15 protein-coding genes are annotated in these 13,404 nt (G+C 44.5%); 3 read left to right on the plus strand and 12 right to left on the minus strand.

The genetic code is table 11. The annotated features are described in order from the left end of the window. Positions 1-51: 51 nt before the first annotated feature. From DWW77_RS09610 to rpmJ, 12 genes are all read right to left on the minus strand, one after another. Positions 52-1,443, minus strand: a complete 1,392-nt coding sequence (locus DWW77_RS09610; RefSeq protein WP_118608601.1) for a substrate-binding domain-containing protein — start codon at positions 1,441-1,443, stop codon at positions 52-54. A 13-nt stretch (positions 1,444-1,456) separates the two neighbouring features. Continuing rightward, entirely contained in the window at positions 1,457-2,074 is a 618-nt protein-coding gene (locus DWW77_RS09615; protein ID WP_118608602.1) for a WYL domain-containing protein, read from the minus strand. 9 nt (positions 2,075-2,083) lie between these two features. Further along, complete coding sequence (locus DWW77_RS09620) at positions 2,084-2,812, minus strand: type 1 glutamine amidotransferase (RefSeq protein ID WP_015526951.1); 729 nt, start codon at positions 2,810-2,812, stop codon at positions 2,084-2,086. Next, on the minus strand, positions 2,809-4,143 hold the full coding sequence (locus tag DWW77_RS09625) for a MurT ligase domain-containing protein (protein WP_118608603.1): 1,335 nt from the start codon (positions 4,141-4,143) through the stop codon (positions 2,809-2,811). The genes DWW77_RS09620 and DWW77_RS09625 overlap by 4 nt, the downstream gene beginning before the upstream one ends. 30 nt (positions 4,144-4,173) lie before the next feature. Then, positions 4,174-4,878, minus strand: coding sequence for a phosphatidylinositol-specific phospholipase C/glycerophosphodiester phosphodiesterase family protein (locus DWW77_RS09630; RefSeq protein WP_227588377.1), 705 nt, complete (start codon positions 4,876-4,878; stop codon positions 4,174-4,176). A 379-nt stretch (positions 4,879-5,257) separates the two neighbouring features. Next, positions 5,258-5,998, minus strand: coding sequence for a LytR/AlgR family response regulator transcription factor (locus DWW77_RS09635; protein WP_092069558.1), 741 nt, complete (start codon positions 5,996-5,998; stop codon positions 5,258-5,260). Between the two features lie 198 nt (positions 5,999-6,196). After that, positions 6,197-6,733 carry a bL17 family ribosomal protein gene (locus tag DWW77_RS09640; RefSeq protein ID WP_021976084.1) on the minus strand — a complete coding sequence of 179 codons (537 nt, stop codon included), beginning with the start codon at positions 6,731-6,733 and terminating at the stop codon, positions 6,197-6,199. A gap of 176 nt (positions 6,734-6,909) precedes the next feature. Next, the gene (locus DWW77_RS09645) at positions 6,910-7,869 is read right to left on the minus strand and encodes a DNA-directed RNA polymerase subunit alpha (RefSeq protein WP_021976085.1); all 960 of its coding nucleotides are present in this window, start codon (positions 7,867-7,869) and stop codon (positions 6,910-6,912) included. Between the two features lie 84 nt (positions 7,870-7,953). Beyond that, the gene (rpsD, locus tag DWW77_RS09650) at positions 7,954-8,547 is read right to left on the minus strand and encodes a 30S ribosomal protein S4 (RefSeq protein WP_021976086.1); all 594 of its coding nucleotides are present in this window, start codon (positions 8,545-8,547) and stop codon (positions 7,954-7,956) included. Positions 8,548-8,563: 16 nt separating this feature from the next. After that, positions 8,564-8,956, minus strand: coding sequence for a 30S ribosomal protein S11 (rpsK, locus tag DWW77_RS09655; RefSeq protein WP_015526942.1), 393 nt, complete (start codon positions 8,954-8,956; stop codon positions 8,564-8,566). 55 nt (positions 8,957-9,011) lie between these two features. After that, a complete protein-coding gene (gene rpsM, locus DWW77_RS09660) occupies positions 9,012-9,380 on the minus strand; it encodes a 30S ribosomal protein S13 (RefSeq protein WP_008707282.1) in 369 nt (122 codons plus the stop codon). A gap of 307 nt (positions 9,381-9,687) precedes the next feature. Beyond that, positions 9,688-9,801: a 50S ribosomal protein L36 gene (gene rpmJ, locus DWW77_RS09665; protein WP_003022746.1), complete on the minus strand. Its 114-nt coding sequence runs from the start codon at positions 9,799-9,801 to the stop codon at positions 9,688-9,690. 221 nt (positions 9,802-10,022) lie between these two features. On the opposite strand from rpmJ, the gene DWW77_RS09670 reads away from it, so the two are divergent. From DWW77_RS09670 to DWW77_RS09680, 3 genes are all read left to right on the plus strand, one after another. Beyond that, entirely contained in the window at positions 10,023-10,754 is a 732-nt protein-coding gene (locus tag DWW77_RS09670) for a YoaK family protein (RefSeq protein ID WP_118608604.1), read from the plus strand. Between the two features lie 319 nt (positions 10,755-11,073). Beyond that, positions 11,074-11,799: a UTRA domain-containing protein gene (locus DWW77_RS09675; RefSeq protein WP_118608605.1), complete on the plus strand. Its 726-nt coding sequence runs from the start codon at positions 11,074-11,076 to the stop codon at positions 11,797-11,799. Between the two features lie 174 nt (positions 11,800-11,973). Further along, on the plus strand, positions 11,974-13,296 hold the full coding sequence (locus tag DWW77_RS09680) for a sodium-dependent transporter (RefSeq protein WP_118608606.1): 1,323 nt from the start codon (positions 11,974-11,976) through the stop codon (positions 13,294-13,296). Positions 13,297-13,404: the final 108 nt, after the last annotated feature.

Raw genomic sequence — 13,404 nt, forward strand, 5'->3', positions numbered from 1 at the left:
CCGGGAGTATTTTTATTTTTATCACAGCCAGATCATGATATCATTTCTGATCTATGCATCTGCACCCTTTTCCGCTTTCTCTGAAGGTGTCGGAGTTACTGTTTCCTCCGGTGTCGGTGTTCCGGAAATTTCCGTTTCTTCCTTTTCCGATGAAGCCGATGCAGTTTCCGGTGTATTTTCATCTATATCCGGTTCTTCCGTCACCGTAGCTTCCGATGTCACTGTCGGCGTTGGTGTGGCAGTTGCCTCCGGCATGATCTCTTCCTCTTCATAATATCCGTCATCCACAAGCATCTGATAATTATCTGCATCGATCAGCTGGATATCACTGGTCACAGTTCCCACGATCTTGGTCCCGTTGTCATACTGCTCATAATCGGAGATCTCCGGCTTCTCCCCTTTCAGAAGAGCATCCACCATCGTCACACAGTCATTTGCCAGTACACGGTTATCAAACAGCAGATCATCCTCAATCTTTCCCTGGATCACAGCGGTCACTGCTTCTGCCTCACAGCCGCCTCCTGTGATCATAGGCCAGCCATCCTCTCCAGACACATGTCCTGCATCCTCCAGGGCATTCACAGCCCCAAGTGCAAGGTCGTCAGCACCTGTGCAGATAATATCCGGCGCACCCTCTGTATAATTCTGAGAAAGGATCTCCGCCATATCATTCTTTGCGGTATTTCTTCCGGAACGCATCACTGCAGTATCATCAAAGGTCAGCTTTCCTGAAGTACATACCAGTGTTCCGTCGTCGAAATATTCCTGAAGCTTCTCCATCACGCCATTATAAAAAAACAGTGCGTCACGATCATCCGGAGAGCCCATAAGGAACTCAATGGTCAGAGTTTTCTTTTCTTCCCGGGCTTTCTCCAGATCCATTTTTTTTATGATGGAATCTCCCACCATTTTTCCGGCTTTTCTTGTATTAAAGGTAACATAATAGTTGACCTTATCTGTATCCATGATCAGCTGATCGTAAGAAATCACAGGGATAGATTTCTCATACACCTGCTCCAGCACATCGTTCAGGCTGTAAGCATCTGAAGGTGCGATGACAAGTGCAGAAAGCTCTTCATCGTCCAGAATGGACTGGATCTGTGATACCTGCGTATCACTGTCTTCATCTGCCCAAAATATCTCTGCATCATATCCATCATCTTCCAGTGTATTCTGAAGAGTTTCTCCATCAGCAGACCAACGGGGATCATCTGCTGATGAAGGCAGAAACACACCTACTTTCTTATCTGCTGCCGCAGTTTCTTTTGCTTCTTCTTTTTCTTCTTCCTCTGCATCATTGCTGTTTTTGGCTTTTCCTTCCGGGTCTTCAGACTCCACACTTTCATTGGCTGCCTCTGTCGCCTCTTTGTTTTTTCCACAGCCGGAAAAGGCTGCTGTAAAGACAAAAGCTCCCACAAGCAGGATTGCTGTTTTTTTCTTCATGATCAAATCTCTCCTATAAGCCTTTATAGTCCTTTGCCAATAATTTCAGATAGTCTCTGTAGGCGGCTGCAGATTTCTTGGGTTTCAGGATACGTACACTGCCGCCCATCCCGGTCAGCCAGCCGTAGAATTTTCCATTTTCCGGAAGCTCTGCAATTACCGTCAGATCTCCGCTATCTTTCATCTTATATTCTGCATCTGTGCCGAAAAAGTCACGCACCTCCGCCTGTACAGCTCCGGTACAGAGAAGTTTTATTTCTTTTTTTATGGTTCCAGCTGAAGCCTCAAGAAGCTTCCGGTACCCTGTCACAGAGGTCTCATGAATATCTTTAGTTTCATGAATCTCCTTAGCTTCCGCAGTCAGCCCGGGTTCTTCAGACGGCTGTTCCTCTCCGGCACTCTCACCGGCAAGATAATACCCACCCGGCCGTTCTCTTGTATAACGGATATCCATTCCAAAAGAACGTAATACCTCCACATCATCATAAATGCTCTTTCGCTCTGCACGGATTCCCTGTTTCTCAAGATTCTCAAGGATCTTCTGCATAGATATTACCCGATGCTCCCCTGTTTCCCGCAGCATTTTTTCAAGGTACAGGATCTTCGCCTTCTGATTGTTTGATTTTGCCATACTGTCCTCTTATCCTTCGTTTTTTACAAAGCGATGGAAAATATAGGAGTTTGCCTCCTGTTCCTCGCTGTCGTCCAGTTTCTCAAGTTCGATCTTTTTACCGTATTTCTTTTCCAGTGCACGGCTGATCAGAAGATCTGCAAGCTGCGGGTTCTTGGGAAGAAGCGGTCCGTGAAGATACGTACCGATCACATTTTTGTATACAACCCCTTCCTCACCGGATTGTCCGTCATTTCCGTATCCTGACAGAACCTTTCCCAGGGATCTGTTGTTTCCGATGGTGGTACGCCCTCCATGATTTTCAAAACCTACGATGGGCATATCAAAAAGATCGCTCTGCATCACAATGTTTCCAATAAGGCGGCCTTTTCCCTGCTCAGTGCTCATATCTACAAGCTTCAGACCCTCGATCATTCCCTGATCCGTCTTATAATAATTTCCAAGGAGCTGATACCCTCCACAGATTGCGATCACAACTCCATTGTCTTCCACATACGCCTTGAAATCCTTCTGGATTTCCTTCAGCTTTTCACATACCAGCATCTGTTCTCTGTCGGAGCCACCGCCAAGAAGTACGATATCCAGTTTGGAAAAATCGATTCTGTCATCCAGTTCATAAGCTATGGTTTCTGCCTCGATTCCTCTCCAGAGACAGCGCTTCATCAGACACTGGATATTTCCTCTGTCACCGTAAAGGTTCAGAAGATCCGGATATAAATGCCCTATCGTTATCTTCATTTCTCACCCTCCAGTTTCTTCAGGATATTTCTGGTGCCAAACAGCGCCGTATAATTTACAAGTACATAAAGATTGCCGCATCCATCCCCGATTCGTTTGCGGATGGCTGTCTCCACATCATTTTCCAGTATGGACGGGATATCCACATATTTCAGACGGAGGCGCATATCCTGACACCGGATACCACTGACTGTGATGGAATTGATATTGTCCCCTCCGAAAAGATCAAAATCCACATCCCAAAGCCAGGAGATATCTTTTCCATCCTGTGCATTATCATTGATCACAATGATGATATCCTTTGGTGATCCGTCCTGCATCACAGCTGAAATGTTCTGGTTAAAACCGGCCGGATTCTTGGCAAGATTCAGAACAACACTGGTGCCCTTGATCCGAAACTGTTCATTGCGTCCGTTTTCCGGATTAAACTTCCGGAGCATCTCATTAAAATGCTCCGCCTTAAAGCCTGCGGTACGAATTCCCGCATAGGCAGCCAGAATATTATACACATTATAGAATCCCTTATAATTGGCCACGATCCGTTTATCCTCCACTGTAAAGGCAATCTGATCATCCACCTTCACATCTGTGGCATCAAAGTCGATCTCCGGACGTTTAAAGCCGCATTTCGGACATCTGTAGTCTCCCAGCTGACTGTAATGATAGAAGCTGTAGATCAGCCTTTCTCCACAGCACTTACAGAACCGGCCCTCACGGATCTCGTTTGTTTTGTTCTCGATCACCGGTTTGCTGATCCCGTAGGTTACAAAAGGATTTCCGCAGTCCATGGCAAGATATGCAGACAATGCATCATCACCATTGACAATGACCTTCATATCCGGAACCTTTTTCATCATTTCTTCCAGGATATTCATAGTGATATCGATCTCGCCATAACGGTCCAGCTGATCACGGAACAGATTGGTCATAACCATATAATCCGGTCTGATCCTTGTGAACACATGTCTTGTGGATGCCTCATCCACCTCGATACAAGCATAATCCGCATCCAGTTTTCCGCTGAATTTTGCCCCCAATACAAAGGCTGCCACAACTCCGTTGAGCATGTTGGAACCGGTATGATTGCAGATGACCTTTTTTCCCTCTGCCTCAAGGCCTGCGCACAGCATGTTATTGGTTGTGGTCTTTCCGTTGGTTCCGCATACTACAAATATTTTTTCTCTTACCTGAGAAGAAAGCTCTTCCAGGATATCCGGACAGATCTTCATCGCGACCTTACCGGCCCAGGTCACACCCTGCCGGCCCATAAGCTTACAGACATGTCCTGTGATCTTTGCTGCCATCACAGCAATGGTTGTTCTTATTTTCATAATCTTCTGATTCCTTTGTTTTTATTTCTCTTACCACAGATCTTCCGCTGTCAGGAAATCGGTACAGATTCCTTCTGCTCCCTGCGAAATGTATCTTCTGGCCTGGTCACGGTCATTAACCGTATAAACATACAGACTGATCCCGTTTTTTTCAAAGATCTTCTCCGTTTCTTCTGACCAATACTCCCAGTATACTGTTGCTGCCGGAATTCCCTTTTCTTTACAGAAGGATGCAATATACTCCAGCTCTTCCACAGAATACTCCTGCCACAGTGAATATACATAGGAAGGAAAAGAATAGAGCATGGCCGTTCCGGGAAACATTGCTTCATTGTAGATTTCCGGAATGATCCGATCCAGCGTCTCACCGGCACCTGCATTCCTGGCGATTTCCACATAATCACTGTAATCCTCCAGTGTTCTCTGATAATTGCGAAGAGAATACTGTTTGGAATCGATCAGCACATATGCATCCGGATAATCTTTCAGAAGAAGGAAAAAATCCTCCAGTGTCATGGGGGTGTATTTCCCATATATTTTACTTTGTCTGAATTCCTTTTCTGTAAGGACTTTTTTTCCGTTGCCATCCCACTGTCCCATGGAATCGTTCCAGTTATGCCTGCAGACCCATACTCCATCGGATGTCCTGGAAAGATCCAATTCAAAAAGACGAACTCCCTGTTCATACATGAACAGAAATCCCTCTCTGGAATTCAGGTAATCCTTTCCGTCCATACCTCCCAGAGCATGTGCAATGGTCCTGTAGTCCTTCCAGCTAAATCCTCCTGATGTATTCCGGGCAGTTTCTGTTTCCGTGAAACTACCTCCCAGAAGAAAAAGTGATACAAACAGTATTTCCAATGTCAGTATAAAACGTCGCATCATCTCAGGCAACAAAAAAATGCACAAGACGTAAAGGAAAACATTTCCTCGCTGCTTTCCTTTTTATCTTCTGCAAATTTATCATATCCGGGAACCTGTCCCAAATCATTCCTATATTGTTTCTGTCCGGTAATACCAAAAGTCCCACCGACCATGTTTATCATCCTTTCGCATACGTGTAGTCGTATTTCATACATTACCGATTGTACGCTAAAAAAGGATAATAATCAAGTTAATCCTCTTCTTCCTCGTCATATTCCTGCTGAAGCCTCAGATATTCATCATATTTCTCGTGTGCATTCCGATTATAGGATCGGGAGATCGGTATTACATGCTCTCCGATATGGAAGCTGTCATTTTCAGCTCCTGTGACCCGTTCCATATTTACTATAAAGCTCTGATGACACCGCAAAAATGTACCGTCGTCAAGCTGTTTTTCGAAGTCTTTCAGCTTACCTCTGCACTGGAGTATACTTCCGTCTGTCCTATGGAAATTCACGATATGGAGACTACTGGTAATATAGCTAACCTGACTGTAGCGTAAAGTATACACACGGGCACGATACTGAAAATGGATCACCCGCTCATCATTCCCGTCGCTAAGTCGCTTCTTCAGTGGTTCCATTACATATTCCAAAGTTTCTTCGGTTACAGGTTTCAGTAAATAGTTATATGCAAACAGGTCAAAAGCATTTCTGTAATATTCATCGCTTCTACTCATAAAAAGCACTGCCACTGACATTTCTTTTTCACGTATCTTCCGTATTGTTTCCAGTCCGTCTACTTTCTTTGAATCAATGTTCACAAAGATTGCATCATAAGGTTTCCTTTTCTTTTCCAATTCTTCCAATAAAAGCTCGCCGCTTTTAAATATCCGAATTTCTGACCCTGGAACGATCCGCTCAAGCTGTTTGTGAAGTCTTCTCGCATCCGCCTGCATATCATCACAAATGGCAATGGTCATCATCGTCATATTTATGTATCCCCTTTTACTCCATCATTGTTACTTTTTGTTCTATATATTATACCATGATTTGTTATTCAAATTATGATATCTTAATGTAATTTATGGTCGAAAACCCACCATTTATGCATTTTTTCGAGTTTTTTGGAATATTAAAAAAGGACATCTGCATTTCTGCAAATGTCCTTTAAATCGGTCAGAAGTAAATTATACAAGCTCGATAAGAACTTCCATTGCTGCATCGCCTTTACGCTGTCCGATCTTAACGATTCTTGTGTAACCACCGTTACGATCTGCGTATTTCGGAGCGATCTCGCTGAACATCTTGTCAACCATGTCAACTTCTTTTGTATTTTTCTTTCTGCCAGCGCCCTTAGCAGGAACCTCTGTTACAGGATAGAAAACTTTCATCATCTCACGACGTGCATGAAGTCTGGAAGGAGCATCTTTCTTGATCTCTTTCTGAACTTCATCGTAAACTGTTTTCTTTTTGCCGTCTACGACTTCTTTTACACGTTTTCCGTCAGCATCTTTACGAGCAACCTTAGCTGTTACTGTAACTGTCTCGAAATTGTCTTTCTCACGTACAGCCATAGCGATAAGTCCCTCAGCGATCTTGCGGATCTCTTTAGCCTTAGCCTCTGTTGTCACGATTTTTCCGTGATGAAGAAGGTTTGTAACCTGATTTCTCAGGAGTGCTTTTCTCTGGTTAGATGTTCTGCTTAATTTTCTATATTTTGCCATTTTATTATCCTCCATCTGTGGGACACCAGGACATGCTTGTTCGGTCTTACTGCCCTGCTGCTGACACCCCACTCATTATTCTGTTTCCGGCGGTGTGCATGTCTTAAACGCATGCTGGTACCGAAACCTGTTATCCAGTTACGGTTCGCGACATTCACCGCGAACCGTCAACATTATTATTCCTCTGTAGGCTGGAGCTGAAGTCCCAGCTCTTTGAGTTTCGCAAGTACTTCCTCTAATGATTTGCGGCCCAGATTACGAACCTTCATCATATCGTCAGAAGTCTTGTTGCATAATTCTTCAACCGTATTGATACCGGCTCTCTTAAGGCAGTTGTAGGAACGAACAGAGAGCTCAAGCTCATCAATGCTCATCTCCAGAACCTTTTCCTTCTCATTGTCTTCTTTCTCGATCATAACCTCTGCGGTCTTAGCATTCTCGGAAAGATCAATGAACAGGCTTAAATGCTCGCTGAGAACCTTCGCTGCAAGGCTGACTGCCTCGTCCGGATCAAGTGTTCCATTGGTATATACATCCAGTGTAAGCTTGTCGAAGTCAGTTACCTGACCAACTCGTGTATTCTCGACGATCATGTTGACTCTGTCAACCGGAGTGTAGATTGCATCAACTGCGATCACACCGATCGGCATGTCATCGGTTTTGCCTTTGTCTGCACTGATATAACCACGTCCCTTGGTAATGGTAAGTTCCATGGCCAGTCTGCAGTCTTTTCCGCCGTTCAGGGTTGCAATTACCTGATCCGGGTTCATGATCTCAATATCCTGATCTGCCTGGATATCAGCTGCTGTAACAACACCTTTGCCCTCACACTCGATGTATGCGGTCTTCGGCTCATTGTCACTGCTGTGATTCTTGATGGCAAGAGATTTCAGATTCATGATGATCTCGGTTACATCTTCCTTCACGCCCGGAATGGAGCTGAATTCATGAAGTACACCATCGATCTTCACCTGGCTTACTGCAGCTCCCGGAAGGGAGGACAGCATAATTCTTCTTAAAGAATTGCCAAGGGTAGTACCGTAACCTCTTTCAAGAGGCTCTACAACGAATCTTCCAAACTTCTTATCTTCGGATATTTCGGTAATTTCGATTTTTGGTTTATTGAAATCAAACACTATAAGGTTCCCTCCTTCTGGGTTAATCAACATTCGAGGGTATTACCAATTTTTATAACTGTAGACACAGTAAACAGTTACTAATTATTTAGAATACAGCTCGACGATAAGCATCTCGTTTACAGGAACATCGATCTGCTCTCTTGTAGGAAGCTCTTTAATTACACCCTTCAGGTTCTCCTGATCAGCGTCGATCCACTCCGGAACAAGTCTTCCACCTGTAACCTCAAGGATTCCTTTATATCTCTCAGAACCTTTGCTCTTCTCTCTGATCTCGATTGTATCGCCTGCTTTGCAGAGATAGGACGGAATGTTTACGCATTTTCCGTTAACAAGTACGTGCTTGTGATCTACGATCTGACGAGCCTCTCTTCTTGTTCTAGCGAATCCCATACGGAAAACGATGTTGTCAAGTCTGCTCTCAAGCATAACCATAAGGTTCTCACCTGTCTGGCCCTGCATTCTGTCGGCTTTCTTGTAGTAGTTACGGAAAGGTTTCTCAAGAACTCCGTAGATGAATTTTGCTTTCTGTTTCTCTTTTAACTGAAGTCCGTACTCAGATACTTTACGGTTTGCACGTTTTAACTGTCTTGTGGACTTTTTATCAATTCCTAAGTAGATCGGATCCAGGCCAAGGGATCTGCATCTTTTCAGAACAGGTACTCTATTTACTGCCATTTCAACTACCTCCTAATTAGACTCTTCTGCGTTTTGGTGGACGGCATCCGTTGTGAGGAACCGGAGTTACGTCACGAATGCTGGTTACTTCAAGTCCGCATGCCTGAAGCGCACGGATTGCTGCTTCACGGCCTGAGCCCGGGCCTTTTACCATAACGTCTACTGTTTTTAATCCATGAATTAAAGCAGCTTTTGTTGCAGTCTCTGCTGCCATCTGTGCTGCATAAGGGGTAGATTTCCTTGAACCTTTAAATCCAAGACCACCGGCACTTGCCCATGAAAGAGCGTTTCCTTCGTTATCTGTCAGTGTAACGATTGTATTGTTGAAGGAAGACTGAATGTGTGCCTGTCCGTGTTCAACGTTTTTCTTGACACGACGTTTTGTCGTTTTCTTTGTAACTTTTGCCATTTTAAAACTAACCTACACTTTCCTTTTTTTGAAATTAATTAGTTATATCTATAAATTATTTCTTCTTGTTTGCAACTGTTCTCTTCGGTCCCTTGCGAGTTCTCGCATTTGTCTTAGTCTTCTGACCACGAACCGGGAGTCCTTTACGATGACGGATACCTCTGTAGCATCCGATCTCCTGCAGTCTCTTGATGTTAAGGGCGATTTCCCTTCTCAGATCACCTTCTACTGTCATTGTCTCATCAATAACAGCGCTCAGTCTCTTAACCTCGTCATCAGTCAGATCTCTGACACGTGTGTCAGGATTAACCTCTGCTTTAGCAAGAATTTTGTCTGCGCTTGGTCTACCAATTCCATAAATGTAGGTAAGACCGATTTCAATACGTTTCTCTCTTGGTAAGTCTACACCAGCTATACGAGCCATGTACTGTTTCCTCCATTTTCTGTTTCTGAAAGTCCTGCATATCGTATGTCACTTGCTCTCGCAAGGTGAAATGGGACATATCAACCTGCCGCTTTCTTTTCTAGTTTCCTAATTGGGGTGCCTCGGTAAAACACCCAGCTGTAATTGGCGAATCACAGCCTTTCCGAAATTGCGGATCTTAACCGCTGTTGCCTCTCGGTATTAGGCAATACATGCTTATTATTCACTCAGCAGAACAACCCTTCCGGGTGTTTCATACTGCAGCCGCACGTTTCACAAACATTCCAAAGAAGTTCCGATATGGAAATCAACCCTGACGCTGTTTGTGCTTCGGGTTCTCACAGATGATTCTGATGGATCCCTTTCTCTTAATGACCTTGCACTTCTCGCAGATCGGCTTTACAGATGATCTTACTTTCACTGGAAATCCTCCTTCCGTAAATTAGTCTCATATCTGCAGTTTCACAGGCGCACTCATACACAGTATTTGCGCGCTTGAAATATATACTAACACCTGTTTTCCTGAAATGCAAGAAAAAATTTTAAAAATTTTTGATTTTTTTTACAGGCTGTATTATAATGGGTGGCAAAGTCCGGCAGACATATGGAATCTGCCTATTTTAATGAAAGGAATCTTTACATATGCATACGGAAATGAAATATCGTTTTCTGATACATTACACCTTATCTTTTATCGGTGGATACCTGGGGCTTTATGCCATTGTGTCAAGAGCTGATCTTTTCGGCAATGCCCAGACAGCCAATCTTCTTGGTGTTGTGCGGGATCTCATAGGCAGGAATTTTTCGGATATGCTTCTGCGTGTGGGTGCGCTTCTCATATATATGGCTGCTGTTATCCTTACGGTCTGGATCCCAGAGCATTTTTCCGCAGATCTTCGTTTTATCAGTATCGGGATCGATATCTTTGCGATCCTGCTCCTGGGATTCTTTCCTTCCGGAATGTCTCCGGTTGTGGCTCTTTACCCCGTGTTCTTTGCAATGCCTTTCCAGTGGTGTACCTTCAAGGCTCCCGGCGGATATAACAGCTCCACGATCTTTTCCACCAACAACCTTCGCCAGTTCACCACAGCTGTCACTCAGTTCCTTATGAAAAAGGACAGCGCACAGTGCGATAAAGCAAAATTCTACGGAATGACGCTGCTTTCTTTTCATACAGGTGCAGCTTTGTCTCTGATCCTGTATATGACCTGCGGTCTCTCAGGCGTATGGCTCTGTCTGGTTCCTGCCTTCTATGCTGTATGGCTGATCAGTGCAGACCGGAATACCGCAGCCGATACACCGGCAGTTACCCGAAGCACAGCTTCTGACGGCAGCAGCCTCAGGAATCTTTCCTATAAGAAAAAAGAGGCCTGACTTTATTTTAGCTTTGATAAAATAAGAGGAAATGTGATCTGTTTTTACACTGTCACATTTCCTTTTTTGTTTACGCATAAGCCCCTCTGGCGCTTACAGCTTATATACGTTCGAAATCCAGTATCATGATTTTGAATGGCCGCAAATTGATTTCATCTATATTTCTCATACTATCCTCATAACATATCAATATGTTCTGCAACTTGTTTAAACATTCCGTAGTATTTACATTGCGCTTACCGGGAAAATCTTTTATAATTATTCCAGAGATCATAAATCCTGCTATATATTTTTGACCGAACATGAATGGAGAATTGAAATGCCCAAAAGTATTTACGAAGATATCTATAAAGATCTGAAAATGAAAATAGAGGACAACACCTTTGCCTATCAGGAGCTTCTGCCTTCCGAAAACACTCTGATCCAGACTTACGGCTGCTCCCGCAATACCCTGCGCCGTGCGGTCAGTCTTCTTGTCAGTGACGGCTATGTACAGACCATGCAGGGAAAAGGTGTCCGCAATATCTACCGTCCAAACGAGCAGACTGCTTTCACCATCGGAGAGATCGAAACCTTCAAGGAATCTGCTGCAAGGAACGGTCAGAATGCCCATACGGAGGTGGCTCTTTTTACAGAGCTTTGTATCAGCAAAAAGCAGTCTGCTTACACAGGATTTCCCGCTGGTGCAGAAGTATATTATATTCAGCGTATCCATTATCTTGAAGATATCCCGCTGATCATCAACCATAATTATTTTCTGAAGGAATCCGTTCCCGGCCTTACTGCCGAGATTGCCAGTCATTCTATCTATGAATATCTGGAAAAGGTGCTTCATATGACCATTGTCAACAGCAAACGTGTCATGACTGTGGAAAAGGTTACAGAAATTGATGAAAAATATCTTCATCTGAATGTGAAGGATTATAACTGCGTGGCTGTAGTGTCCAGCCAGACTTATAACAGTGACGGTGTGATGTTTGAGTATACCCAGTCACGGCACAGACCGGATCATTTTCGTTTTTATGATAATGCCCTGCGCCGATGAGCCCGGCTCATAACTGCTTCGCAGCTATACGGTTATGAGCAGGTGACAAATGTGGCTCACAAATATCCGTCTAGATCTGTATAGATACCTAGATCTGTATAGATGCTGCAGTTTCCTATTTTCCAAAATTATGTTATACTGAAACGATCAACGGAGAGAGGAAATTTTATTTTTATGAAAAAACGAGAATCTTTTAACAGCCGCTGGGGGTTCATTCTGGCCTGCATCGGGTCTGCGGTTGGAATGGGAAATATCTGGATGTTTCCCACCAGAGTTTCCCTGTATGGCGGGGGATCGTTCCTGATCCCATATTTTATTTTTGTGGCACTGATCGGCTTTACCGGGGTGATCGGTGAGATGAGCTTTGGCCGTGGGACACGTTCCGGACCCATCGACGCCTTCGGCATGGCCTGTGAAACCAGAGGCAAACGAAGGCTGGGCGAAACACTGGGCTGGATACCGGTGATCGGTGCACTGGCCATGGCTATCGGTTATACGGTTGTTATGGGATGGATCTTCCGATATATGCTCGGAACCTTTACAGGATCTACCCTGGCACCGGCAAATATTGAGTCCTTTGGCGCCAAATTCGGAGGCATGGCCTCTGCCTGGGGAAATAATCTCTGGCAGCTGGCTGCTCTTGTGATCTGCATGTTTATCCTGATGTACGGCGTTGGAAGCGGCATCGAAAAGGCCAATAAAGTGATGATGCCTATCTTCTTTATACTGTTTGTGATCCTTGGCATCTATGTTGCCTTTCAGCCGGGAGCTGCTGCCGGATACCGCTATATCTTCCGCGTGGAGCCGGAAATTCTGGCAAAGCCTTCCACCTGGATCTTCGCACTTGGACAGGCATTTTTCTCCCTGTCTGTTGCAGGCAACGGTACACTGATCTACGGATCTTATCTTCCAGACAGCGAAGATATCCCTGCATCTGCTGCAAGGGTAGCACTTTTTGATACTCTGGCTGCTATGCTGGCAGCACTTGTTATCATTCCGGCCATGGCTACCACAGGTGCCAAGCTTGACCAGGGCGGTCCCGGACTTCTGTTCATCTACCTGCCGCACCTGATCAAAACCATGCCTGGCGGACGGATCATCGCCATTATCTTCTTCGTAGCCGTTTTCCTTGCAGGCATGACTTCCCTTATGAACCTTTATGAGGCCCCCATCGCCACGGTTCAGGAAAAAACAGGCCTTGGCCGTATCCCTTCCTGTATAGTGATCGCAGCTATCGGAGTCGTGGTTTCTCTTCTGATTCAGGGCATCGTCTCTGACTGGATGGATGTGCTTTCCATCTATATCTGTCCTCTTGGGGCAGGACTTGCAGGGATCATGTTCTTCTGGGTATTTGGCAAAAAATATGTAGAGAGCCAGATCAACAAAGGCCGCGAAAAACCATTTACGAAATATTTTTACCCGGTGTGTAAATATCTTTATATTCCGGTATGCTTCCTGGTGCTGATCCTTGGTATCGTGCTTGGCGGTATCGGATGATAAAACGCTGAAATTTACAGAATGGACTACATAAAAGAATCCCGCGGAAACGGTTTTAAACGTTTCCGCGGGATTCTTTTCATTTATATTTTTGCAAAAGGGATGTTC

Origin of the sequence: Ruminococcus sp. AF17-12, assembly GCF_003479245.1 — a bacterium.
GTDB lineage: Bacteria > Bacillota > Clostridia > Lachnospirales > Lachnospiraceae > Blautia_A > Blautia_A fusiformis.

Bases quoted from the DNA above. Each gene is read 5' to 3' on its own strand.
- rpsK (WP_015526942.1), bottom strand. From the start codon at position 8,956: ATGGCAAAAGTTACAAAGAAAACGACAAAACGTCGTGTCAAGAAAAAC.
- DWW77_RS09680 (WP_118608606.1), top strand. From the start codon at position 11,974: ATGAAAAAACGAGAATCTTTTAACAGCCGCTGGGGGTTCATTCTGGCC.
- DWW77_RS09635 (WP_092069558.1), bottom strand. From the start codon at position 5,998: ATGACGATGATGACCATTGCCATTTGTGATGATATGCAGGCGGATGCG.
- rpsD (WP_021976086.1), bottom strand. From the start codon at position 8,547: ATGGCAGTAAATAGAGTACCTGTTCTGAAAAGATGCAGATCCCTTGGC.
- DWW77_RS09615 (WP_118608602.1), bottom strand. From the start codon at position 2,074: ATGGCAAAATCAAACAATCAGAAGGCGAAGATCCTGTACCTTGAAAAA.
- DWW77_RS09625 (WP_118608603.1), bottom strand. From the start codon at position 4,143: ATGAAAATAAGAACAACCATTGCTGTGATGGCAGCAAAGATCACAGGA.
- DWW77_RS09640 (WP_021976084.1), bottom strand. From the start codon at position 6,733: ATGGCAAAATATAGAAAATTAAGCAGAACATCTAACCAGAGAAAAGCA.
- DWW77_RS09675 (WP_118608605.1), top strand. From the start codon at position 11,074: ATGCCCAAAAGTATTTACGAAGATATCTATAAAGATCTGAAAATGAAA.
- DWW77_RS09610 (WP_118608601.1), bottom strand. From the start codon at position 1,443: ATGAAGAAAAAAACAGCAATCCTGCTTGTGGGAGCTTTTGTCTTTACA.
- DWW77_RS09630 (WP_227588377.1), bottom strand. From the start codon at position 4,878: ATGGACGGAAAGGATTACCTGAATTCCAGAGAGGGATTTCTGTTCATG.
- DWW77_RS09620 (WP_015526951.1), bottom strand. From the start codon at position 2,812: ATGAAGATAACGATAGGGCATTTATATCCGGATCTTCTGAACCTTTAC.
- rpsM (WP_008707282.1), bottom strand. From the start codon at position 9,380: ATGGCTCGTATAGCTGGTGTAGACTTACCAAGAGAGAAACGTATTGAA.
- DWW77_RS09670 (WP_118608604.1), top strand. From the start codon at position 10,023: ATGCATACGGAAATGAAATATCGTTTTCTGATACATTACACCTTATCT.